Consider the following 21834-nt stretch of genomic DNA (forward strand, 5'->3'; position numbering starts at 1 on the left):
AAGGGGGGCGGACGGGGTGGCGAGGGCCGGCGTCGATGCACCGAATCTGTGGACAACTTTGTTGACAAGCGGTGGTCAGCGCTCCGAAATCCGCGCCAGTGCTGGATGTTTGTTGGATTGATGCTTTTTTGTGCAATGGAATTCTTTTGAAAATCAATGACTTGCACGGAGCTGCGTGCGGCGGCGGCGCGTGGTGCCCACCGGGTCCGGCCCGGTCCGCCTTGTGGATGACTGGTGCCGCCCCGGGAGCGTCGCGATGACGGCGACCGGTGCCGGACCGATGGTCTGGGGGGTGGCTGCGCTGGTGCAGGCCATCGGCGACACCCTGCAGAGCCGGTTTGCCGCCGTGGCCGTGCGCGGCGAGCTCAGCGGGGTCACCCGGGCGGCCAGCGGCCACCTCTACTTCACGCTCAAGGCGCCCGACGGCAGCGCGAGCATGCGCTGCGCGATGTTCCGCCGCGCGGCCGGCCTGCTCGACTTCCGCCCGCAGGACGGCCAGGAGGTCGAGCTGCGCGCGCGGGTGGCGCTCTACGAGCCCCGCGGCGAGCTGCAGCTGGTGGTCGAGGGCATGCGTCGCGCCGGGGCGGGCGCGCTGATGGAGCAGTTCCTGCGGCTGAAGGCGCAGCTGGAGGCCGAGGGCCTGTTCGAGGCGGCCCGCAAGCGGGCGCTGCCGGCGCACGCCCGGCGCATCGGCGTGATCACCTCGCTGGCCGCGGCGGCGCTGCGCGATGTCGCCAGCACGCTGGCCCGGCGTTCGCCCCAGGTGGAGGTGATCGTGCTGCCCTCGCCGGTGCAGGGCGCCGAGGCCCCGGCCGCGCTGGTGCGGGCGCTGGCGCAGGCCGCCCGGGCCGACCTCGACGTGCTGATCGTCTGCCGGGGCGGTGGCTCGCTGGAGGACCTCTGGGCCTTCAACGACGAGCGGGTGGTGCGCGCGATCGCCGCCTGCCCGGTGCCGGTGGTCTGCGGGGTGGGCCACGAGACCGACTTCACGCTGGCCGACTTCGCCGCCGACCTGCGGGCGCCCACGCCCACCGCCGCGGCCGAGCTGGCCGCCCCCGAGCGGCGGGCCTGCCTGCTGCGGCTGCAGCAGCTCGCCCAGGGCCTGCAGCGGGCGGTGCAGCGCCGCCAGGACCGCGAGGACCAGCGCCTCGACCAGCTCGCGCTGCGGCTGGCCCGCCCGGGCCAGGTGCTGCGTGGCCACGGCCAGCGGCTGGCGCTGCTCGAGCAGCGGCTGCAGGCGGCGCTGCCCCGGCGCCTGCAGCACGAGGCCGGGACGCTCGAGCGCCTGCAGCAGCGCCTGCAGGCCGGCGTGGCCGGGCAGCGGCGCCAGCAGGCCCAGGCGCTGGCGCTGCTGGGCCTGCGCCTGGCCGCCCTCGACCCGGCCCGGGTCCTGCAGCGCGGTTATGCCCACCTGACCGACGAGCAGGGCCGCAGCCTCGTCTCGGTCGGGCAGGCGCGGGTGCGCCAGACGCTGACGGTGGGCCTGGCCGACGGCACGCTCCAGGTCAAGGTGAGCGCGCGCCAGCCGCTGGCGCCGCCGCCCGCCGAGGCTTGACCCTGCGTCGCGCTGCGTGACGAGGGCGCTCACTGCACCGTCGTGCAGTCGTCTCTACAATCCGCTGCAGCTGAAATGGCTACTTCAACCGCTGCTCCGGCAGCTCTCCAGTCACACCGAAGGGACACCGACCATGGCATTTGAACTGCCCGCTCTGCCTTACGCCCAGGACGCCCTGGCTCCGCACATCTCCAAGGAGACGTTCGAGTACCACTACGGCAAGCACCACCAGGCCTACGTGACCAACCTGAACAACCTGGTCGGCGGCACCGAGTTCGACGGCGCCCCGCTGGAAGAAGTCGTCAAGAAGTCGTCGGGCCCGGTGTTCAACAACGCCGCCCAGGTGTGGAACCACACCTTCTTCTGGAACAGCATGAAGCCCGCGGGCGGCGGCGAGCCCACCGGCGCGCTGGCCGAGGCCATCACCGCCAAGTTCGGCAGCTTCGCCGCGTTCAAGGAAGCGTTCACCAAGAGCGCCGTCGGCAACTTCGGTTCCGGCTGGACCTGGCTGGTGAAGAAGGCCGACGGTTCGGTCGACATCGTCAACACCAGCAACGCCGCCACGCCGCTGACCGGCGCCGACAAGCCGCTGCTGACCATCGACGTGTGGGAACACGCCTACTACGTCGACTACCGCAACGCCCGCCCCAAGTTCGTCGAGACCTTCCTGGGCTCGCTGGCGAACTGGGACTTCGCGGCCGCGAACTACGCCTGAGTCCGCCCCGGGCCGGCCGTGACCGGCCCGGGGACACGATGAAGAGGGGCCGACGCCTGTGGTGTCGGCCCCTTTTTTTCGTTCATGGCGGCGCCAGCAGATCGGCGGCGGCCCGGCCCGAGCGCACCGCCCCCTCCAGCGTGGCGGGGTAGGGCCCGTCGATGCCGTCGCCTGCGGCCAGCAGGCCGGCCGCGATCCGGGCCGGCGGACGCGACAGGCCGGGGGTGCACAGGAAGGTGGCGCGCTTCTCGGCGATCACCTGCAGCAGCGTGGCCGCCGGCGAGCGGCCGCCGGCGTGCAGCGGCCGCAGCACCTCGCCGGCCTGGCGCAGCAGCGCCGCGGCGCTGTCGGCCGGGCCGCGCTGCACCCACGGGGTCGCGCCGCTGACGACCAGGGCGAACAGCCCCGGGGTCGCCCCGAGCGCGCCGTGGTCGAAAGCGAACTGGGCCGGTGCGTCCGGCCCTTCCCGCAGCGCGACCATCGGTGCGGCCAGCCGCGCGCCGGGCGCCTGCACATAGGCGGTCAGGATCGGCTCGTGGCGCAGGCCGGCGGCCCGGGCCGACCAGTCGGGCGCGATCCCGCGGGTCAGCCGGGCCGCCTCGGTGCTGCTGCAGGCCAGGATGACCTGATCGAAGGGCTCGTCGTCGAGCCGCCAGCCGGCAGCGGCCGGTCCGGGCTGCAGCGACTGCACCCGCTGGCCGGCGCGCAGGTCGGCGCCGTGGCGGGCCAGCCAGGCCAGGGCCGGCTCGGGCAGCAGCTCGGCGAGCGGGCGGCGCGGGATCAGCAGGTCGCTCGAGCCCGGCCCGGCGAACAGCGCGTCCTGCAGCACCCGCAGGAAGACGGCCGCGCTGGCCGTGGTGGCGGGCGTGTTCAGCGCGGCCACGCACAGCGGATCGATGATCTCGGCCCGCACCCGCGAGGGCAGCCGGGCGCTCAGCTGCGCGACGGTCAGGCTGGCTTCGCAGCGGAAGCGCGCCCGCATCCAGCCCAGCGCGGCGCGGCTCAGCGCCAGGCGCTCGCCGAGCGACCAGTGCGACATCGCCCACACGGCCCGGCTGAAGGCGAGCACGGGATGGCCGGCGGGCAGGCGCAGGCCGCGGCCATCCTGGTCGAGCAGCGCGAGCGGCTGGCGGCGCAGCACGGCCTCGGGGTCGACGCCGACCTGGCGCATCAGCGCGAGCGTGGCGGCGTAGGCGCCGATCAGCAGGTGCTGGCCGTTGTCCAGCCGAGGCTCGCCGGTGGCCAGGCTGCGGGCCCGGCCACCGGCCTGCGCCGCCATCTCGAACAGCGTGACCGCATGGCCCCGCGTGGTGGCGGCCACCGCGGCCGCGAGCCCGGCCCAGCCGGCGCCCACGACCGCCACGCGTGGCGTCACCGCCCGCGCCAGTTGGTCTGCATCGCGATCCACAGCTTGCGGATCGGCGTCAGCGAGATGCGCTGGTGCAGCACCTGGAAGCCGCCGGCCTCGATCTCGCGCAGCAGCGTGCGGTAGATGTTGGCCATCATCAGGCCCGGCTTCTGCGCCCGGCGGTCGGCCTCGGGCAGCAGGGCCAGCGCCTCGTCGTAGGTGCGGTGGGCCCGCTCGGCCTGGAAGCGCATCAGCGCGGTGAAACGTTCGCTGTAGACGCGGTTGAGGATCTCGTGGGCCTTGACGTCGAACTGCTGCAGCTCGCTGACCGGCAGGTAGATGCGGCCCCGCCGGGCGTCGTCACCGACGTCGCGGATGATGTTGGTCAGCTGGAAGGCCTGGCCCATCCGGTGGGCGTAGGCGATGGTCTGTTCCTGCGTGCGCCCGAAGATCGAGGCGGCCACCTCGCCCACCACGCCGGCCACCAGGTGGCAATAACGCGCCAGCCCGGGGTGGTCGAGGTAACGGGTCTGCGTCAGGTCCATCTCGCAGCCGTCGATGACCGCCTGCAGGTGGGCCTCGGCGATGCCGTAGTCGGCGACATGCGGCATCAGCGCCTGCATCGCCGGATGCTGGGGCCGGCCGGCGAAGGCGTTGTGCACCTCGGTGCGCCACCAGCCCAGCTTGGCGCCGGCCACCGACGGGTCCTGCACCTCGTCGACCACGTCGTCGACCTCGCGGCAGAAGGCGTAGAACGCCGTGATCGCCGCCCGCCGCGGCGGCGGCAGGAAGAGGAAGGCGTAGTAGAAGCTGGAGCCGCTCTTGGCGGCCTTGTCCTGAACGTATTGCTGGGGCGTCATGGTGCGGCGAGGTGAGGCGCGATTGTGGCAGTGCTTCGTGAGGCGGCGGTGTCGTCTTCGCCTCACATGCGCAGGGCGCGCCAGACCAGGCGCGGCAGGTCGGCCCGGCCGATCCGGGGGCGCTGGCGCAGCGTGGCCCCGTCGAGCGCGTCGATGCGGTCGAGGATGCGCAGCCCGCCCTGCACCACCAGCCGCAGCTCCCAGCCGGCCCGCCCGGGCAGGCGGCGGGGCAGGGCGGCGCCCTCGTTCATCTTCTGGCGCGCGTGGGCCGACAGCTCGCGCACCAGCGCCCGCGCGGCCGCGCCGTCGGCCTGCGTGAACAGGGCCGAGGCGTCCAGCCCGTGGCGGGCGGCGTGGTCCAGCGGCACGTAGAGGCGCCGTCGGGGCAGGTCCACGCTCAGGTCCTGCCAGAAGTTGATCAGCTGCAGCGCGGTGCAGATGGCGTCCGACTGGCGCAGCGACAGCGGGTCGTCGACGCCGTAGAGGTGCAGCAGCAGCCGCCCGACCGGATCGGCCGAGCGGCGGCAGTAGTCGAGCAGCGTGGCCATGTCCGGGTAGTGCGGCTCGCCCACGTCCTGCTCGAAGGCGCTGAGCAGGTCCTCCAGCGGCTGGCGGGGCAGGTGGTGGCGATCGATCGCCCGGGCCAGTGCCTCGAACACCCCGGCCCAGCGGGTGGTCGGGGCCTGTCCGGCGTAGAGCCGGTCGAGGTCGGCGCGGAAGGCCTGCAGGTCGGCCCGGCGCTGCGCCGCGGGGGCCTCGCCCTCGTCGGCGAGGTCGTCGGCGGTGCGGGCGTACCAGTAGATGGCCTGGATCGTCGGGCGCCAGGCGGGTGGGCAGAGGATCGAGGCGACCGGGAAGTTCTCGTAGTGTTCGACGCTCATGATGGCGGCGCATTATCCGGACTTGCCGGGTTTGACATGGATCCGGAGGCGCACGTATATTACTGACCAGTCAGTCAGTTGCTCTTTCCCCGAGAGGTCGCATGCACGTCCCCCTTCGCCTGGTTCCCGGTGTCCTGGTCCTGTCCCTGCTGGCCGCCTGTTCCGGGCGCGCCCCGGAGGTGGAGCCGATCCGCGCGGTGCGCACCGTCAAGGTGGGCGAGCAGGAGGTGCGCGCGGTGCGCGAGTACGGTGCGGAGGTGCGGGCGCGCACCGAATCCCGCCTGGGTTTCCGGGTCGGGGGCAAGCTGCTGCGCCGCTCGGTGGACCTGGGGGACAGCGTCCGGGCCGGCCAGACGCTGGCGCAGCTCGACGCCTCGGACCTGCGGCTGGGCGCGGACGCCGCGCAGGCGGCGGTGCGGGCCGCGCAGGCCGCCCACGCCCAGGCTGCAGCCGATTTCAGACGTTACCAGGAGTTGCGGGTCCAGGGCTTCATCGGCGAGGCCGAGCTCGAGCGCCGCGAGACCGCGCTGAAGGCCGCGCAGTCCGACCTGGAGCAGGCGAAGGCGCAGGCCGGCGTGCAGGGCAACCAGGCGGCCTATGCCAGCCTGGTGGCCGACGCGGCCGGGGTCATCACCGCGGTGGAGGTCGAGCCGGGGGCGGTGGTGGCGGCGGGCACCCCCATCGTGCGGCTGGCCCACGACGGGCCGCGGGACGTCGTGTTCTCGGTGCCCGAGGACCGCCAGGCGGCGATGCGTCGCCTGCTGGGTCGTGCCGGTGCGCTGGAGGTGGTGCCGTGGGGCGCCGACCAGGCGCCGATGGCCGCGACGGTGCGTGAGGTGGCCGGCGCGGCCGACGCGGCGACCCGCACCTTCCTGGTCAAGGCCGACATCGGCCGAGCCGACGTGCGCCTGGGCCAGACCGCGACGGTGCGGGTGCCTGGCGAGAGCCGTGCGGGCTCGATGCGCCTGCCGCTGACCGCGCTGTTCGAGGCCCGGGGCGGCAGCGCCGTGTGGGTGCTCGATGCCGCGGCCATGGTGGTGCGCCAGCAGCCGGTGCAGATCGCCGGGGCCGATGGCAACGAGGTGCTGATCGCCAGCGGCCTGTCCGCCGGCCAGGAGGTGGTGACCGCCGGCGTGCACGTGCTGACCGCCGGCCAGAAAGTGCTGCGCCACGTCGACCGCGGCGCCGCCGCGGCCGCCCCCGCGACACCGGCCTCGCGCTGAGCCCCGGGAGCCGACCGCATGAAGATCCACACCCACGACCGCGCGCACCGCAGCGGCTTCAACCTCTCGCGCTGGGCGCTGGAGCATCCGGCGCTGACCCGCTACCTGCTGGTGGTGATGCTGCTGCTGGGCTCGGTGGCCTATTTCCAGCTCGGCCAGGACGAGGACCCGCCGTTCACCTTCCGCGCCATGGTGGTGCAGGCTGCCTGGCCGGGGGCGACCGCGCAGCAGATGGCCGACCAGGTCACCGACCGGATCGAGCGCACGCTGCAGGAGGTGCCCTACGCCGACATCATCCGCAGCTACACCAAGCCGGGCGAGTCGGTCACCATCTTCCAGATCAAGGACAGCTCGCCGCCCAAGGAGGTGAGCAATGTCTGGTACCAGGTCCGCAAGAAGATCGGCGACCTGCGCGCCACGCTGCCGGCCGGGGTCGCCGGGCCTTATTTCAACGACGAGTTCGGCGACGTCTACGGCAGCATCTTCGCGCTGTCGGCCGACGGCTTCTCCCGCGAGGAGCTGCGGGTCGCTGCCGAGGACGTGCGCTCGCGCCTGCTGCGGGTGCCCGACGTGGCCAAGGTCGAGCTGTTCGGCGTGCAGGCCGAGAAGCTCTACATCGAGCTGTCCGGGCGCCGGCTGGCCCAGCTCGGGCTGGACCTGAACCAGCTGATCGCCCAGCTCGGCGCGCAGAACGCGGTCGAGAGCGCCGGCGTGCTCGACGCGGGCAGCGACCACCTGCAGCTGCGCGTGGGCGGCCAGTTCAGCCGCATCGACGAGCTGGCGCAGCTGCGCATCCGCGTGGTCAATCCGGCCACCGGGGTGGCCAGCTCGGTGCGGCTGGCCGACATCGCGACCATCCGCCGCGCCTACGCCGATCCGCAGACCGTCACCGTGCGCCACCAGGGCCGGCAGGTGATCGCCGTCGGCGTCTCGATGAGCAAGGGCGGCGACATCGTCGCGCTGGGCCAGGCGCTGCAGGCGCAGGTCGCCGCGCTGCGGGCGGAGCTGCCCGTCGGGCTGGAGCTGGCGCAGATCCAGGACCAGCCGCAGGCCGTGACCCGCTCGGTGGGCGAGTTCGTGCAGGTGCTGCTCGAGGCGATCGCCGTGGTGCTGGCCGTCAGCTTCGTCAGCCTGGGACTGCGGCGCACGACCGGGCGCCTGGGCTGGGGCATCGACATCTGGCCGGGGCTGGTGGTGGCCATCACCATCCCGCTGGTGCTGGCGATCACCTTCGTGACGATGTTCTACTGGGGCGTGGGCCTGCACAAGATCTCGCTGGGCTCGCTGATCATCGCGCTGGGCCTGATGGTCGACGACGCGATCATCGCCGTCGAGATGATGGTGCGCAAGCTGGAGGAGGGCCACGACAAGCTCTACGCCGCCACCTACGCCTACGACGCGACGGCCATGCCGATGCTCACCGGCACGCTGATCACCGCGGCCGGTTTCCTGCCCATCGGGCTGGCGAAGTCGACCGTGGGGGAATACACCTTCGCGATCTTCGCGGTCACCTCGGCGGCCCTGCTGATCTCGTGGGTGGTGTCGGTGTACTTCGTGCCGGCGCTGGGCGCGCGCCTGCTGCGCGCCCGTCCCCACGACGGCGAGGCCCACGAGCTGTTCGACAGCCCGTTCTACGTCCGCTTCCGCGCGCTGGTCGACTGGTGCGTGCTGCACCGCTGGATCACGATCGGGCTGACCGTCGGCGTGTTCGTGCTGGGCCTCGTCGGCATGGGCAAGGTGCAGCAGCAGTTCTTCCCCGATTCCAGCCGGCCGGAGATCCTGGTCGACCTCTGGCTGCCCGAAGGCTCGACCCTGAAGCAGAGCGAGCAGGTCGTCGAGCGCTTCGAGGCGCTGATGCGCCAGGAGCCGGGGCTGGAGTCGGTCACCAGCTGGGTGGGCAGCGGCGTGCCCCGTTTCTACCTGCCGCTCGACCAGGTCTTCCCGCAGAGCAACGTGAGCCAGATCATCCTGCTGCCCCGCTCGCTGAAGGAGCGCGAGGCGCTGCGGGTGCGGCTGCCCCGGCTGCTGGCCGAGCAGTTCCCCGAGGTGCGTGGCCGCGTCAAGCTGCTGCCCAGCGGCCCGCCGGTGCCGTACCCGGTGCAGTTCCGCATCGTCGGGCCGGACCCGGCGGTGCTGCGCACCTGGGCCGACCAGGGCAAGGCCCTGCTGGCCGCCCACCGGGACCTGATCGGCGTCAACGACAACTGGAACGAGTCGGTCAAGGCCCTGAAGCTCGAGGTCGACCAGGACAAGGCCCGCGCGCTCGGCGTGACCAGCCAGGGCATCGCCCAGGCCACCCGCATGCTGCTGACCGGCCTGACCGTGGGCCAGTACCGCGAGGGCGACAAGCTGGTCGACATCGTGATGCGCCAGCCCCGCAGCGAGCGCGACACCATCACCGACCTGGCATCGGCCTACGTGCCCACCAGCGGCGGCAAGCCGGTGCCGCTGACCCAGGTGGTGCGCATCAGCCATGGCTGGGAGCCGGGCGTGATGTGGCGCGAGGGCCGCAAGTACGCGATCACCGTGCAGGCGGACGTGGTCGACGGTGTCCAGGGCGCGACGGTGACGGCCCAGCTGTGGCCGGCGATGCAGAAGCTGCAGGCGGGGATGCCGGTGGGCTACACCATCGAGATCGCCGGCGCCGTGGCCGAGAGCAGCAAGGGCCAGGGCTCGATCGCCGCCGGCGCGCCGGTGATGCTGTTCCTGATCTTCACGCTGCTGATGCTGCAGCTGCAGAGCTTCTCGCGTGCGGTGCTGGTGTTCCTGACCGGGCCGCTGGGCATCGCCGGCGCGGCCGCGGCGCTGCTGCTGCTCGACCGCCCGTTCGGCTTCGTGGCCCTGCTCGGCGTGATCTCGCTGATGGGCATGATCATGCGCAACTCGGTCATCCTGATCGACCAGATCGAGCAGGACCGGGCCCGCGGGGTGCCGGCCTGGGAGGCGGTGGTCGAGTCGGCGGTGCGGCGTTTCCGCCCGATCGTGCTGACCGCCGCGGCCGCGGTGCTGGCGATGATTCCGCTGTCGCGCAGCGTCTTCTGGGGCCCGATGGCCGTGGCCATCATGGGCGGCCTGATCGTGGCCACCGCCCTGACGCTGCTGGCGCTGCCGGCCATGTATGCGGCGTGGTTCCGGGTCCGGCGCGAAACCGCCTGACGGGCGCAGTAGAATAGAAGGTTCCAGGATAGACGGTAGTCCCCTCTGCGGGGGGCTTCGCTGCCTCGGGAGCGCGCGGCATCCGGCCGGGGCCTCAGGGCCCGGGTCGGATCCGGACAGCACCCGGGGCGCGCTGCGCGGGTGGCGAAATTGGTAGACGCACCAGGTTTAGGTCCTGACGCCTTCACGGGCGTGCCGGTTCGAGTCCGGCCCCGCGCACCAGGCCATTCCAATAGATCAAGCAACTGAAAGAGCTTCAGAACATGGCTGTTACTGTGGAGACCCTCGACAAGCTCGAGCGCCGCATCACCCTCGCGCTGTCGGCCGACGAGATCAAGAAAGAGGTCGAGTCCCGCCTCAAGGACATGGCCCGCAAGGTCAAGATCGACGGCTTCCGTCCCGGCAAGGTGCCGATGAACGTCGTGGCCCAGCGTTACGGCTATTCGGTGCAGTACGAAGTCATGAACGACAAGGTCGGTCAGGCTTTTGCACAGGCCGCCGGCGAGGCCCGGGTGCGCGTGGCGGGCACGCCCAGCATCACCGAGAAGGAAGGCGCTCCCGAAGGCCAGGTCTTCTTCGACGCGACGTTCGAGGTCTATCCCGAAGTGACGCTGGGTGAGCTGTCGGCCCTGGAGGTCGAGCGCGTGACCTCCGAGGTCACCGAGGCCGCCATCGACCGCACGGTCGACATCCTGCGCAAGCAGCGCCGCACCTTCGTCGAGCGTGCCCAGGACGACGCCGCCGTCGATACCGATCGGGTCACGATCGACTTCGAAGGCAAGATCGACGGCGAGCCGTTCGAGGGCGGCAAGGCCACCGGCTTCCAGTTCATCCTGGGTGAAGGCCGCATGCTCGAAGCCTTCGAGAAGGCCGTGCGCGACATGAAGACGGGCGAGTCCAAGACCTTCCCGCTGAAGTTCCCCGACGACTACCACGGTGCCGACGTGGCGGGCAAGGAAGCCGACTTCCTCGTCACGCTGACCAAGACCGAGGCGCAGCAGCTGCCCGAGGTCGACGTCGCCTTCGCCGAATCGCTGGGCATCCCCGACGCGACGGTCGAAGGCCTGCGCGCGGACATCAAGAAGAACCTCGAGCGTGAGGTCAAGTTCCGCATCGCCGCGCGCAACAAGCAGTCGGTGATGGCCGCGATCGAGAAGGCCGCGTCCTTCGACCTGCCCAAGGCCCTGGTCTCCAACGAGATGGACCGCCTGGTCGAGAACGCCCGTGCCGACCTGAAGCAGCGTGGCATCAAGGACGCCGACAAGGCTCCGATCCCCACCGAGATGTTCCTGCCGCAGGCCGAGCGCCGCGTGCGCCTGGGTCTGGCGGTCGCCGAGCTGGTGCGTGCCAACAACCTGGCGGCCACCGCCGACCAGGTCAAGGCCCACATCGACGAGATGGCCCAGAGCTACGAGCGTCCCCAGGACGTGATGCAGTGGTACATGGGTGACCAGCAGCGTCTGGCCGAAGTCGAGGCGGTCGTCATCGAGGCCAACGTGACCGAGTTCGTGCTCGGCCAGGCCCAGGTGAGCGACAAGTCGCTGGCCTTCGACGAGCTGATGGGCGCCTGATTCCCGTCGGGCAATGCACGGAAGGGGCGCCTCGGGCGCCCCTTGTCACATCCGGACGTGACCCAGCACCGTGCTGGGGCTCTCCGAGCCCGCATAATCAGAGCCATTCTTCGACCATTTGTTCATCAGGACGACATACCGTCGCCACAAGGGACTTCATGAGCGCACTTGATCTGCACAACCTGGGCATGGTGCCCATGGTCATCGAACAATCCGGCCGCGGTGAACGGGCCTACGACATCTATTCGCGCTTGCTGCGCGAACGGGTGATCTTCCTGGTCGGCCCGGTCAACGACCAGACGGCCAACGTGGTCGTGGCCCAACTGCTGTTCCTCGAGAGCGAGAATCCGGACAAGGACATCTCCCTCTACATCAACTCGCCCGGAGGCAGCGTGAGCGCAGGCATGTCGATCTTCGACACCATGCAGTTCATCAAGCCGCAGGTCTCGACCCTGTGTTTGGGACTGGCCGCCAGCATGGGCGCCTTCCTGCTGACCGCGGGCGAGAAGGGCAAGCGTTTTTCGCTGCCCAACTCCAAGATCATGATCCACCAGCCGCTCGGCGGCGCGCAGGGCCAGGCCACCGACATCGAGATCCATGCCCGCGAGATCCTCAAGACTCGCGAGCAGCTCAACCGGATCCTGGCCGACCGCAGTGGTCAGTCGCTCGAAAAGATCCAGAACGACACCGAACGCGATTACTTCATGTCGGCCGATGAGGCGCAGACTTATGGTCTGATCGATCAGGTGCTGACCAAGCGTCCCTGATACCGGGACTCCGAGGCGGGCCGCCGGTCGGGCGCCGGCGGTCCGTGCCATGACCGGGGGGCTTTCGCCCGTGCAGCACTTCGGGGCTGCATTTGACTTATCATCGTTTTCGATTCGACAAGGCCGCATTCCCATGCCAGAAAAAAAAGGCTCCACCGGCGACAAGATCCTTTACTGCTCGTTCTGCGGCAAGAGCCAGCACGAGGTGAAGAAGCTGATCGCCGGCCCGTCGGTTTTCATCTGTGATGAATGCATAGACCTGTGCAACGACATCATCCGCGATGAAGTTCCGGCTGCAGATCCTGCCAAGTCCGGCAAGAGCGACCTGCCGGTGCCTGGCGAGATCAAGTCCATCCTGGATCAGTACGTCATCGGCCAGGACCCCGCCAAGCGCACGCTGGCCGTCGCGGTCTACAACCACTACAAGCGACTCAAGCACATGGGCGACAAGCCCAAGGGTGACGAGGTCGAGCTGTCCAAGAGCAACATCCTGCTGATCGGGCCGACCGGCTCGGGCAAGACGCTGCTGGCCCAGACGCTGGCCCGCCTGCTCAACGTGCCGTTCGTGATCGCCGACGCGACCACGCTGACCGAAGCCGGCTACGTGGGCGAGGATGTCGAGAACATCATCCAAAAGCTGCTGCAGAACTGCAATTACGAGGTCGACCGCGCCCAGCGTGGCATCGTCTACATCGACGAGATCGACAAGATCTCGCGCAAGGCCGATAACCCCTCGATCACCCGCGACGTGTCCGGGGAGGGCGTGCAGCAGGCCCTGCTGAAGCTGGTCGAAGGCACGATGGCCAGCGTGCCGCCCCAGGGTGGCCGCAAGCATCCGAACCAGGATTTCCTGCAGATCGACACGACCAACATCCTGTTCATCTGCGGCGGTGCCTTCGACGGCCTGGAAAAAGTGATCCAGAACCGGTCGGAGAAGTCCGGCATCGGCTTCGGCGCCAGCGTCAAGAGCAAGCAGGAGCGCAGCGTCGGTGAGGTGTTCCGCCAGATCGAGCCTGAGGACCTGATCAAGTTCGGCATCATCCCCGAGCTGGTCGGCCGCCTGCCCGTCATCGCGACGCTGGGCGAGCTGACCGAGGATGCCCTGGTGCAGATCCTGACCGAGCCGAAGAACGCGCTGGTCAAGCAGTACCAGCGCCTGTTCGGCATGGATGGTGTCGAGCTCGAGATCCGGCCTTCGGCACTGACGGCGATCGCCCGCAAGGCCCTGCGTCGCAAGACCGGCGCCCGCGGACTGCGCTCGATCGTCGAGCAGTCGCTGATGGACACGATGTTCGATCTGCCCACGATGGACGGTGTCGCGAAGGTCGTCATCGACGAACACACGATCGACGAGAACACCAAGCCTCTGCTCGTGTACCGCGAGCAGGCCAAGGCCAGCGCCTGATCAACAAGGCGAACGGATGTCCGGCGCCGGTGGCTGGTGGGTGTTCCCTGCGGGACACCCGTGATCCATTGGCGCACGGATCCGATTCATACTCTTGCAATCCGGCCCTGTGCTCCCAGCTAGAGCGCAGAAAGTGAGGTTTTGATGTCCGGTCACCCCATACTCCCCCCCGAGCCGATCACGCTGCCGCTGCTTCCGCTGCGCGACGTCGTCGTGTTCCCTCACATGGTGATCCCCTTGTTCGTCGGGCGCCCCAAGTCCATCAAGGCCCTCGAGGTCGCGATGGAAGCGGGCCGGCAGATCATGCTGGTCGCGCAGAAGGCGGCAGGCAAGGACGATCCGAAACCCGAGGACATGTTCGAGGTCGGCTGCGTGTCGAGCATCCTGCAGATGCTCAAGCTGCCCGACGGCACCGTGAAGGTGCTGGTCGAAGGCCTGCAGCGTGCCAACACCCAGAAGATCGATGACCTCGGCGAGCATTTCACCGCCGAAGTCGTGCCCGTGCCGCCGCCGGATCAGGGCTCTCCCGAGATCGAGGCGCTGCGCCGCGCGGTCACCCAGCAGTTCGACCAGTACGTCAAGCTCAACAAGAAGATCCCGCCCGAGATCCTCACGTCGATCTCCGGCATCGACGATGCCGGCCGCCTGTCGGACACCATCGCGGCCCACCTGCCGCTGAAGCTCGAGAACAAGCAGACCATCCTGGACATCTTCCCGGTGGCCGGTCGGCTCGAGAAGCTGCTCGAGCTGCTCGAGCACGAGGTCGACATCCTGCAGGTGGAGAAGCGCATCCGTGGTCGCGTCAAGCGCCAGATGGAGAAGAGCCAGCGCGAGTACTACCTCAACGAGCAGGTCAAGGCCATCCAGAAGGAACTCGGCGAAGGTGAGGAAGGCGCTGATCTCGACGAGCTCGAGAAGAAGATCGCCACCTCGAAGATGTCGAAGGAGGCCCGCAAGAAGGCCGACAACGAGCTTCGCAAGCTGAAGATGATGTCGCCGATGTCGGCCGAAGCCACGGTCGTGCGCAACTACATCGACACGCTGGTCAACCTGCCCTGGGCCAGGAAGAGCAAGGTCAAGCACGACCTGCCGCTGGCCGAGGAGGTGCTCAACCAGGACCACTTCGGGCTCGACAAGGTCAAGGAACGCATCCTCGAGTATCTTGCGGTGCAGCAGCGCGTCGACAAGGTCAAGGCGCCCATCCTGTGCCTGGTGGGACCTCCGGGCGTGGGCAAGACCTCGCTGGGCCAGTCGGTCGCCCGTGCCACCGGACGCAAGTTCGTGCGCATGGCGCTCGGCGGCGTGCGCGACGAGGCCGAGATCCGGGGTCACCGCCGCACCTACATCGGCTCCATGCCGGGCAAGGTGCTGCAGAGCCTGACCAAGATCGGCGTGCGCAATCCGCTGTTCCTGCTCGACGAGATCGACAAGCTGGGCATGGATTTCCGCGGCGATCCGTCGTCGGCCCTGCTGGAGGTGCTCGACCCCGAGCAGAACCACACCTTCGGTGACCACTACGTCGAGGTCGACTTCGACCTGTCGGACGTGATGTTCATCGCCACCTCGAACTCGCTCAACATCCCGCCGGCGCTGCTGGACCGGATGGAGGTGATCCGCCTGTCGGGCTACACCGAGGACGAGAAGGTGTCGATCGCCCAGACCTACCTGCTGCCCAAGCAGCGTGGCAACAACGGCGTGAAGGACGAGGAGATGGAGGTTGCCGAGGACGCGATCCGCGCCATCATCCGTTACTACACCCGCGAGGCCGGCGTGCGTTCGCTCGAGCGCGAGATCTCCAAGATCTGCCGCAAGGTGGTCAAGGGGCTGTCGCTGAAGAAGTACAGCGGCAAGGTGGTCATCGACGGCGGCAACATCAACGAGTTCCTGGGCGTGCGCAAGTACAGCTTCGGCGAGGCCGAGAAGCAGGACCAGGTCGGCCAGGTCAACGGGCTGGCATGGACCGAGGTGGGTGGCGATCTGCTGACCATCGAGGCCGCCGTGATGCCGGGCAAGGGCAACATCATCCGCACCGGATCGCTGGGCGACGTGATGAAGGAGTCGGTCGAGGCGGCTCGCACGGTGGTTCGCAGCCGGGCGGCGATGCTGGGCATCACCGCTGAACTGTTCGAGAAGCGTGACATCCACATCCACGTGCCCGACGGTGCGACGCCCAAGGACGGACCGAGTGCCGGTGCGGCCATGACCACCGCCCTGGTGTCGGCGCTGACGGGCATTCCGGTGCGTGCCGACGTGGCCATGACCGGCGAGATCACCCTGCGGGGTGAGGTCACCGAGATCGGCGGGCTCAAGGAGAAGCTGCTGGCGGCTCACCGGGGGGGCATCCGCACGGTGCTGATCCCCGAGGAGAATGCCAAGGATCTGCAGGACATCCCCGAGAACGTGAAGAGCCAGCTCGAGATCGTGCCGGTCAAGTGGATCGACAAGGTGCTGGAAATCGCCCTGGCCCGCCCGCCTCAGCCTCTGCCCGAGGAAGAGGTCAAGGCCGAGGCGCCCAAGGCTGCCGAGCCGGTTGCACCGGTCGAAGCGATCAAGCATTGATTTTTTCGAGAAAGGGCTTGCGCCCTTTCCGAAAAGCAGCATAGAATCACGTTCTCGACGCGTTACGGACTAAACGGTACGAAACGCAGAGAGATCCAAGCGGGAATAGCTCAGTTGGTAGAGCGCAACCTTGCCAAGGTTGAGGTCGCGAGTTCGAGTCTCGTTTCCCGCTCCAGAATTTCCGGAGCCCGGTCTGATGAATTTCAGGTCGTGGATTTCCATGGCGCGGTAGCAAAGCGGTTATGCAGCGGATTGCAAATCCGTCCAGGGCGGTTCGACTCCGCCCCGCGCCTCCAGCCGCTGCGCTTCGGTGTGGCAGCAGGCATTTTCAGTTTCCAAGCGGGAATAGCTCAGTTGGTAGAGCGCAACCTTGCCAAGGTTGAGGTCGCGAGTTCGAGTCTCGTTTCCCGCTCCATGAAAGACAATCTGGAACAGCAGACCAAATCGTCTGGCCCGCACGCCGTGCAGGCCACGAGGCTGGCCCGGATGGTGAAACTGGTAGACACAGCGGACTTAAAATCCGCCGCTTCTCGAGAGAGAGCGTACGGGTTCGATTCCCGTTCCGGGCACCAGGCAGTGCTGCAGTGAACGTTGCTGTGTCGACGCAAGTCATGAATCCCAAGCGGGAATAGCTCAGTTGGTAGAGCGCAACCTTGCCAAGGTTGAGGTCGCGAGTTCGAGTCTCGTTTCCCGCTCCAATCTGAAGGCCAGTCATCCTCCCGATGACTGGCCTTTCTGTCTTGTGGCGTCACCGTGGAGCCTGATGGCTGGCCGGCCTGGGCATCAGCTTCTCGAACAGCAGGTCCCCGACCACCGCCAGCAACCCCACCAGCAGTGCGCCCTGCAGCACGTAGGCCGTGTTGAAGCCGCTCAGGCCGATGATGATCGGCGAGCCCAGCGTGCGGGCTCCGACGGTGGAGGCGATGGTGGCCGTGCCGATGTTGATGATCACCGAGGTGCGGATGCCGGCGAGCACGACCGGCCATGCCAGCGGCCATTCCACCTGCCGGAACCGCTGCCAGCGGCTCATGCCCAGGCCGGTGGCCGCCTCGAGCGAGGCGGCCGGCACCGACTGCAGCCCGGCGATCGTCTGCTCGACCACGGGCAGCAGGCCGTAGAGTGCCAGCGCGATCAGGGCCGGAGCTTCGCCGAAGCCCACCAGTGGCGCGGCAATCGCCAGCACCGCCACGGGCGGCACCGTCTGTCCCATCGCCACCAGGGTCTCGATCATCGGCCGGTAGGCCCTGCCCGAGGCCCGGGTGGCGTACACGCCGGCGAGCACGCCGAGCGAGACCGACACCAGGCTCGAGGCCACGACGAGGAGCACATGGGCACCGAGCAGCGCGATGAAGCTGTCCTGCTCGTACATCGGCCGATCGAGTGCCGGATACAGGGTGGCGAACAGCGGCTTCAGCCCCGGCATGCCCCAGCTCAGCCCCAGCAGCATCAGGATCGCCCAGGTCAGCGGGTCGCTCAGCACCCGGCCGGCTCCGCGGCGGCTGGCCGTCATTTCAGCCACGCGCCTGCCCGCACCAGATCGGTCAGCCGGATGTGGCCCCGCACCGGTCCGGCCGCCTCGCCCACGGCCATCTCGTCGACGCCGTGCAGCACCATCGTCGACAGCGCCTCACGCAGCGTGCAGTCCGCTGGCAGCGCTTCGAGCGTGCGGTCGCCCGCCGGTGCGCCGGGGCGGACGTGATCGGCCAGCGTCTGCCGCTCCAGCAGGCGCAGGCCGAGATCGCTGCGGCCGATGAAGTTCCTCACCCGCTCGCTGGCCGGCCGCGTCAGCAGTTCCAGCGGTGTGCCGGCCTGGGCGATGCGACCGCCGTCCAGCAGCACGAGGCGACTGGCGAGTCTCATGGCCTCGTCGATGTCGTGCGTCACCAGCACGATGGTCTTGCCCGACATCCGGTGGATGCGCAGCAGTTCGTCCTGCAGCGCCAGCCGGGTGACCGGATCGAGCGCGCCGAAGGGCTCATCCATCAGCAGCACCTCCGGATCGGCGGCCAGCGCCCGGGCCACGCCGACCCGTTGCTGCTGTCCGCCCGACAGCTCGTGAGGGTAGCGGTCCCGGTACTCGGCCGGTTCAAGCTGCAGCAGCGTCAGCAACTCGTCGACCCGGTCCCGGATGCGTGCGGCCGGCCACGCCAGCAGCCGTGGCACGCAGGCGATGTTGCGCTCCACCGTCCAGTGCGGAAACAGCCCGATCGACTGGATCGCATAACCCATGCGGCGGCGCAGGTCCTCGGGCCTCAGGCGCCGGATCGGCTCGCCGGCGAAGAGGATCTTCCCGCTGTCGTGCTCGACCAGCCGGTTGATCATCTTCAGCGTCGTCGACTTGCCCGAGCCCGAGGGGCCGATCAGCACGAGCAGCTCGCCCGCGCGGATGTGCAGCGACAGCCGATCCACGGCCACCTGACCGTGGTGGTGCTTGCTGACCTGCTGGAATTCGATCATGGCGTCCTGTGCGCCGACAGCAGGCCGGCGATGAGCTTGAACAGGCTGTCGGCGAGCACGGACAGTCCCACCACCGGCAGGACCCCCAGCAGCACGAGGTCGAGGGCGCTGCTGAGCAGGCCCTGGAACATCACCGCCCCGAAGCCCCCGGCCCCGATCAGGGCCGCGACCACCGCCAGACCGATCGCCTGCACCGTGGTCACGCGCAGTCCGGCGAGCCACACTGGCAGCGCCAGCGGCAGCTCCACCTGCCGGAAGATCTGCAACTCGCTCATGCCCATGCCCCGGGCCGATTCGATCACCGTCGGCGCCACCTGGCCCAGGCCGGCGCTGATGCTGCGCACCATCGGCAGCAGCGAGTACAGCGTCAGCGCGATGATCGCCGGTGCCGGGCCGATGCCGCTGATGCCCCACTGCGCCAGCAGCGGCCAGCGGGCCGACAGCGCAGCGAGCGGGCCCATCAGCAGGGCGAAGAGCGCGATCGACGGCACGGTCTGCACGAGGTTGAGCAGCGCCAGCAGCGGTGCGGCCAGCGTGGCGCGGCGCGAGATCAGCACCCCGGTCGGCACGGCGATCAGCAGGGTGGCGAGCAGGGTGGCGGCCACCAGCAGCAGGTGCCGCTGCAGGGCGGCATCGAACACGTCCTGGCGGTTGTCGTACTCCTTCATCAGCGACAGCTGATCGAGTCCGCCCTGCAGCAGCAGCGTGGCGAGCGGCCCCAGCAGCAGCAGGCCGACGGCCGGTGGCCACAGGCGCGGCACGTCCGGCCCGCGTGCGGCCTCGCTGGCGGCCAGGCCGCACAGCACGATCAGCACCCAGTAGCCCCCGCCCAGCGAGGTGCGGCCCAGCGGCAGGTCGTCCGACACCAGCGCGGCGGCATGGCTGCCCGCCAGCCAGGTGAGGCCGGCGATGGTGCCGGCGGCCCCCAGCGCGATCAGCAGGCGGGTCGACCGTGCGCTCGCGGGCCGCGCCAGGGCGAGCAGCCACAGCAGCAGCGGGGCCAGCACCAGAGCGCGCCGGCCCTGTGCGACCTCGGCCAGCAACAGCCCGGTGCCGGTCACCAGCCGGTTCGGTGCCTGGGTCAGGAATGGCAGGCCGAGGGCGGCCAGCAGCAAGCCGCCCAGCAGCAACGGCAGCACCCGCTGGTGGGCCTGCGTCGACACCGGCACGGCCTACTTCACCAGGCCCCTGGCCTTCAGGTGGGCGGCGGCGACCTTGCGGGCGTCTTCCCCGCCCAGCGCGATGCGGGCGTTCAGTGCCTGCAGCGTCGGGCCGTCCAGCGACCTGAAGACCGGGGCGAGCAGTTCGGCGATCTTCGGATGGCGCGCCAGCACCTCGGCCCGCACGATGGGCGCGGGCGCGTAGATCGGCTGCACCCCCTTGGGATCGTCCAGCACCACCAGGCCCAGCGCGGCCACCGGCCCGTCGGTGCCGTAGGCCATCGCGGCATTGACGCCGGAGGTCTTTTCGCTGGCGGCCTTGATCGTCACGGTCGTGTCGCCACCGGCCAGCGTCAGCAGCTGGTCCTGGCGCAGCTTGAAGCCGTAGGCGGCCTGGAAGGCGGGCAGGGCGTCGGGGCGTTCGACGAACTCGGCCGAAGCCGCGAGCTTGAAGCTGCCGCCACCACCGATCCAGCGGCCCAGGTCGGCCAGCGTGCGCAGCTGGTGGGCCTGGGCGACGTCCTTGCGGATCGCGATGGCCCAGGTGTTGTTGGCCGGGGCGGGGGGCAGCCAGACGATCCGGTGGGCCTTGAAATCGAGCGCCTTGACCTTCTGGTAGCCCGCCTCGGCCTCCTTCCAGGCCGGATCCTTGTCGAGCGAGAAGAAGAAGGCGCCGTTGCCGGTGTATTCGGGGTAGAGGTCGATCTCGCCGGCGGTGATCGCCCCGCGCACGATCTTGGTGTTGCCCAGCTGCAGCCGGTTCTCGGTGCGGATGCCACCGGCCTCGAGCGTCTGCAGGATCAGCTGGCCCAGCAGCGAGCCTTCGGTGTCGATCTTGGAGCCGACCCTCACGGCCTGGGCTTGCGCCTGCACGGCCGTGCCGGACATCAACAGCCCCAGCAGGGTGCCGTTGAACACCCGCCGGGTGACGCCGGGCCGCAGCAATCGTCGCATCATGGTGCCGGGCATCGTGGGGTCCTTGCGTGAAATGGGTGTTCTTTCACTATAGACGACCGGTGCCTGCCGGCGCTCAGGTGTCCAGCGTCTCGATCAGGCAATCGAAATCGAGCCAGCGCTCGACGAAGTCGTGCAGCGTGCGGGCGTCTCCGGTGGTCCACAACCGGGCGGGTGCTGCCGCGGCGGGTGACCGGTCGACCGGTGCAGGGGGCAGCGCGGCGCAGAGGGACTCGGTGCGCCGTGCGACGGCCTCCGAGGTGTCGACCAGCTGCACGTTCGGTCCCATCTCGGCCTGGATGTGATGGGCCACGAACGGGTAGTGGGTGCAGCCCAGCACCACCGTGTCGACGTCCTGCTCCCGCAGCGGCGCGCAGCTGGCGGCCACCCGCTCCCGGACGGGGCCGGCATCGACCTGGCCCGATTCGATCGCGGCGGCCAGTCCGGGACAGGGCTGCAGCCGCAGGTCGATGTGGGCGGCGTGGGCCAGCGCGAGCAGGCGGAAGCGCTCGCTGCGCAGCGTGCCGGTGGTGGCCATCACGCCCACGCGACCGTTGCGTGTCAGCGACGCCGCGGGCTTCACGCCGGGCTCGACGCCGACGATCAGGCCGTCGGGATAACGTGTCCGCACGCTGGAGGCCGCCGCCGCGGTGGCCGTGTTGCAGGCGATCACCAGGATCTGCGCACCCTGCGACTTGAGGAAGGCCGCGATGGCCAGGGAGCGCTCGCAGACGTAGTCGTCCCCCCGCTCTCCATAGGGCGCATGACCCGAGTCGGCCACGTACAGCAGCCGGGCCCGGGGCAACCGCTGCCGGATCGCCCGCAGCACCGACAGGCCACCCAGTCCGGAGTCGAAGACGCCGATGCGTGGCGCGCTGTAGGGGTCGGCCGGTGTCATGCAGGAAGCGGGGTCGAGGTGGATCGGTCGGGGGCGCCAGTCTAGCGCCGGGCCCGATCGACGGCGTCGTGCGGCAAAAAGATGGAGTGCCGGAAAAAAGTTGCCCTAAAATAGAACGGTCGTGCTTTTTTGGTCTGCGTCACCTGCCGTGCCATCGCACCGTCGACGCGACACCGCTGCGGTGCCTCGCTCCCCATTCCGATTCCTTGCATAGCCTCTGGAGAAATTCGCATGAAAGCACTGGTCCCCGTGAAGAGGGTGGTCGACTACAACGTCAAGGTTCGGGTGAAGACGGACGGGACGGGGGTGGAGACGGCCAACGTGA

The 21834-nt window shown here is 69.3% G+C and carries 16 protein-coding genes, 6 tRNA genes and 1 pseudogene; 15 read left to right on the top strand and 8 right to left on the bottom strand.

Annotation, left to right across the window (positions count from 1 at the left end; all coding sequences use genetic code 11):
* Positions 1-256 precede the first annotated feature (256 nt).
* On the top strand, positions 257-1555 hold the full coding sequence (xseA, locus tag C7444_RS12945) for an exodeoxyribonuclease VII large subunit (RefSeq protein ID WP_110401267.1): 1299 nt from the start codon (positions 257-259) through the stop codon (positions 1553-1555).
* A gap of 133 nt (positions 1556-1688) precedes the next feature.
* On the top strand, positions 1689-2270 hold the full coding sequence (locus C7444_RS12950; protein WP_110401268.1) for a superoxide dismutase: 582 nt from the start codon (positions 1689-1691) through the stop codon (positions 2268-2270).
* An 82-nt stretch (positions 2271-2352) separates the two neighbouring features.
* Here the strand turns inward: C7444_RS12950 and hpnE are convergent, their stop codons facing one another.
* From hpnE to hpnC, 3 genes are all read right to left on the bottom strand, one after another.
* Complete coding sequence (gene hpnE, locus C7444_RS12955; RefSeq protein WP_245909546.1) at positions 2353-3678, bottom strand: hydroxysqualene dehydroxylase HpnE; 1326 nt, start codon at positions 3676-3678, stop codon at positions 2353-2355.
* A complete protein-coding gene (gene hpnD / locus C7444_RS12960; protein ID WP_110401270.1) occupies positions 3642-4478 on the bottom strand; it encodes a presqualene diphosphate synthase HpnD in 837 nt (278 codons plus the stop codon). The genes hpnE and hpnD overlap by 37 nt, the downstream gene beginning before the upstream one ends.
* Positions 4479-4540: 62 nt before the next feature.
* A complete protein-coding gene (hpnC, locus tag C7444_RS12965) occupies positions 4541-5359 on the bottom strand; it encodes a squalene synthase HpnC (protein ID WP_110401271.1) in 819 nt (272 codons plus the stop codon).
* Between the two features lie 101 nt (positions 5360-5460).
* Between hpnC and C7444_RS12970 the strand changes: the two genes are divergently transcribed.
* The 12 genes from C7444_RS12970 (at position 5461) to C7444_RS13025 (ending at position 16738) form a co-directional block, all read left to right on the top strand.
* Entirely contained in the window at positions 5461-6582 is a 1122-nt protein-coding gene (locus C7444_RS12970; protein ID WP_110401272.1) for an efflux RND transporter periplasmic adaptor subunit, read from the top strand.
* 18 nt (positions 6583-6600) lie between these two features.
* A complete protein-coding gene (locus tag C7444_RS12975) occupies positions 6601-9738 on the top strand; it encodes an efflux RND transporter permease subunit (protein WP_110401273.1) in 3138 nt (1045 codons plus the stop codon).
* A 135-nt stretch (positions 9739-9873) separates the two neighbouring features.
* Positions 9874-9960: transfer RNA gene (locus C7444_RS12980), tRNA-Leu, on the top strand.
* A 41-nt stretch (positions 9961-10001) separates the two neighbouring features.
* Entirely contained in the window at positions 10002-11309 is a 1308-nt protein-coding gene (tig, locus tag C7444_RS12985; RefSeq protein WP_110401274.1) for a trigger factor, read from the top strand.
* A 158-nt stretch (positions 11310-11467) separates the two neighbouring features.
* Entirely contained in the window at positions 11468-12076 is a 609-nt protein-coding gene (gene clpP / locus C7444_RS12990) for an ATP-dependent Clp endopeptidase proteolytic subunit ClpP (protein ID WP_110401275.1), read from the top strand.
* 133 nt (positions 12077-12209) lie between these two features.
* A complete protein-coding gene (gene clpX, locus C7444_RS12995) occupies positions 12210-13481 on the top strand; it encodes an ATP-dependent Clp protease ATP-binding subunit ClpX (protein WP_110401276.1) in 1272 nt (423 codons plus the stop codon).
* 144 nt (positions 13482-13625) lie between these two features.
* Positions 13626-16040 (top strand): endopeptidase La, encoded by a 2415-nt coding sequence (lon, locus tag C7444_RS13000; RefSeq protein WP_110401277.1) that lies wholly within the window; start codon positions 13626-13628, stop codon positions 16038-16040.
* 99 nt (positions 16041-16139) lie between these two features.
* Positions 16140-16215, top strand: a tRNA-Gly gene (locus C7444_RS13005).
* A 47-nt stretch (positions 16216-16262) separates the two neighbouring features.
* Positions 16263-16336, top strand: a tRNA-Cys gene (locus C7444_RS13010).
* A gap of 43 nt (positions 16337-16379) precedes the next feature.
* A tRNA-Gly gene (locus C7444_RS13015) sits at positions 16380-16455 on the top strand.
* 65 nt (positions 16456-16520) lie between these two features.
* Positions 16521-16612, top strand: a tRNA-Leu gene (locus C7444_RS13020).
* Positions 16613-16662: 50 nt separating this feature from the next.
* Positions 16663-16738: transfer RNA gene (locus tag C7444_RS13025), tRNA-Gly, on the top strand.
* A 50-nt stretch (positions 16739-16788) separates the two neighbouring features.
* Here the strand turns inward: C7444_RS13025 and C7444_RS13030 are convergent.
* From C7444_RS13030 to murI, 5 genes are all read right to left on the bottom strand, one after another.
* Positions 16789-17550 (bottom strand): ABC transporter permease, encoded by a 762-nt coding sequence (locus C7444_RS13030; RefSeq protein ID WP_110401278.1) that lies wholly within the window; start codon positions 17548-17550, stop codon positions 16789-16791.
* Positions 17547-18497: an ABC transporter ATP-binding protein gene (locus C7444_RS13035; protein WP_110401279.1), complete on the bottom strand. Its 951-nt coding sequence runs from the start codon at positions 18495-18497 to the stop codon at positions 17547-17549. Before C7444_RS13035 ends, C7444_RS13030 begins: the two co-directional genes overlap by 4 nt.
* Entirely contained in the window at positions 18494-19666 is a 1173-nt protein-coding gene (locus tag C7444_RS13040; RefSeq protein ID WP_245909547.1) for an ABC transporter permease, read from the bottom strand. Before C7444_RS13040 ends, C7444_RS13035 begins: the two co-directional genes overlap by 4 nt.
* 3 nt (positions 19667-19669) lie before the next feature.
* Positions 19670-20545 (bottom strand): glycine betaine ABC transporter substrate-binding protein OsmF, encoded by an 876-nt coding sequence (osmF, locus tag C7444_RS13045; RefSeq protein ID WP_110401300.1) that lies wholly within the window; start codon positions 20543-20545, stop codon positions 19670-19672.
* Between the two features lie 142 nt (positions 20546-20687).
* Positions 20688-21509, bottom strand: coding sequence for a glutamate racemase (gene murI / locus C7444_RS13050; protein ID WP_110401280.1), 822 nt, complete (start codon positions 21507-21509; stop codon positions 20688-20690).
* A gap of 231 nt (positions 21510-21740) precedes the next feature.
* On the opposite strand from murI, the pseudogene C7444_RS13055 reads away from it, so the two are divergent.
* Positions 21741-21834: pseudogene (locus C7444_RS13055) on the top strand (electron transfer flavoprotein subunit beta/FixA family protein); the annotation flags it as partial.

This window comes from Sphaerotilus hippei, from assembly GCF_003201595.1.
GTDB classification, from domain to species: Bacteria; Pseudomonadota; Gammaproteobacteria; order Burkholderiales; family Burkholderiaceae_C; genus Sphaerotilus; species Sphaerotilus hippei.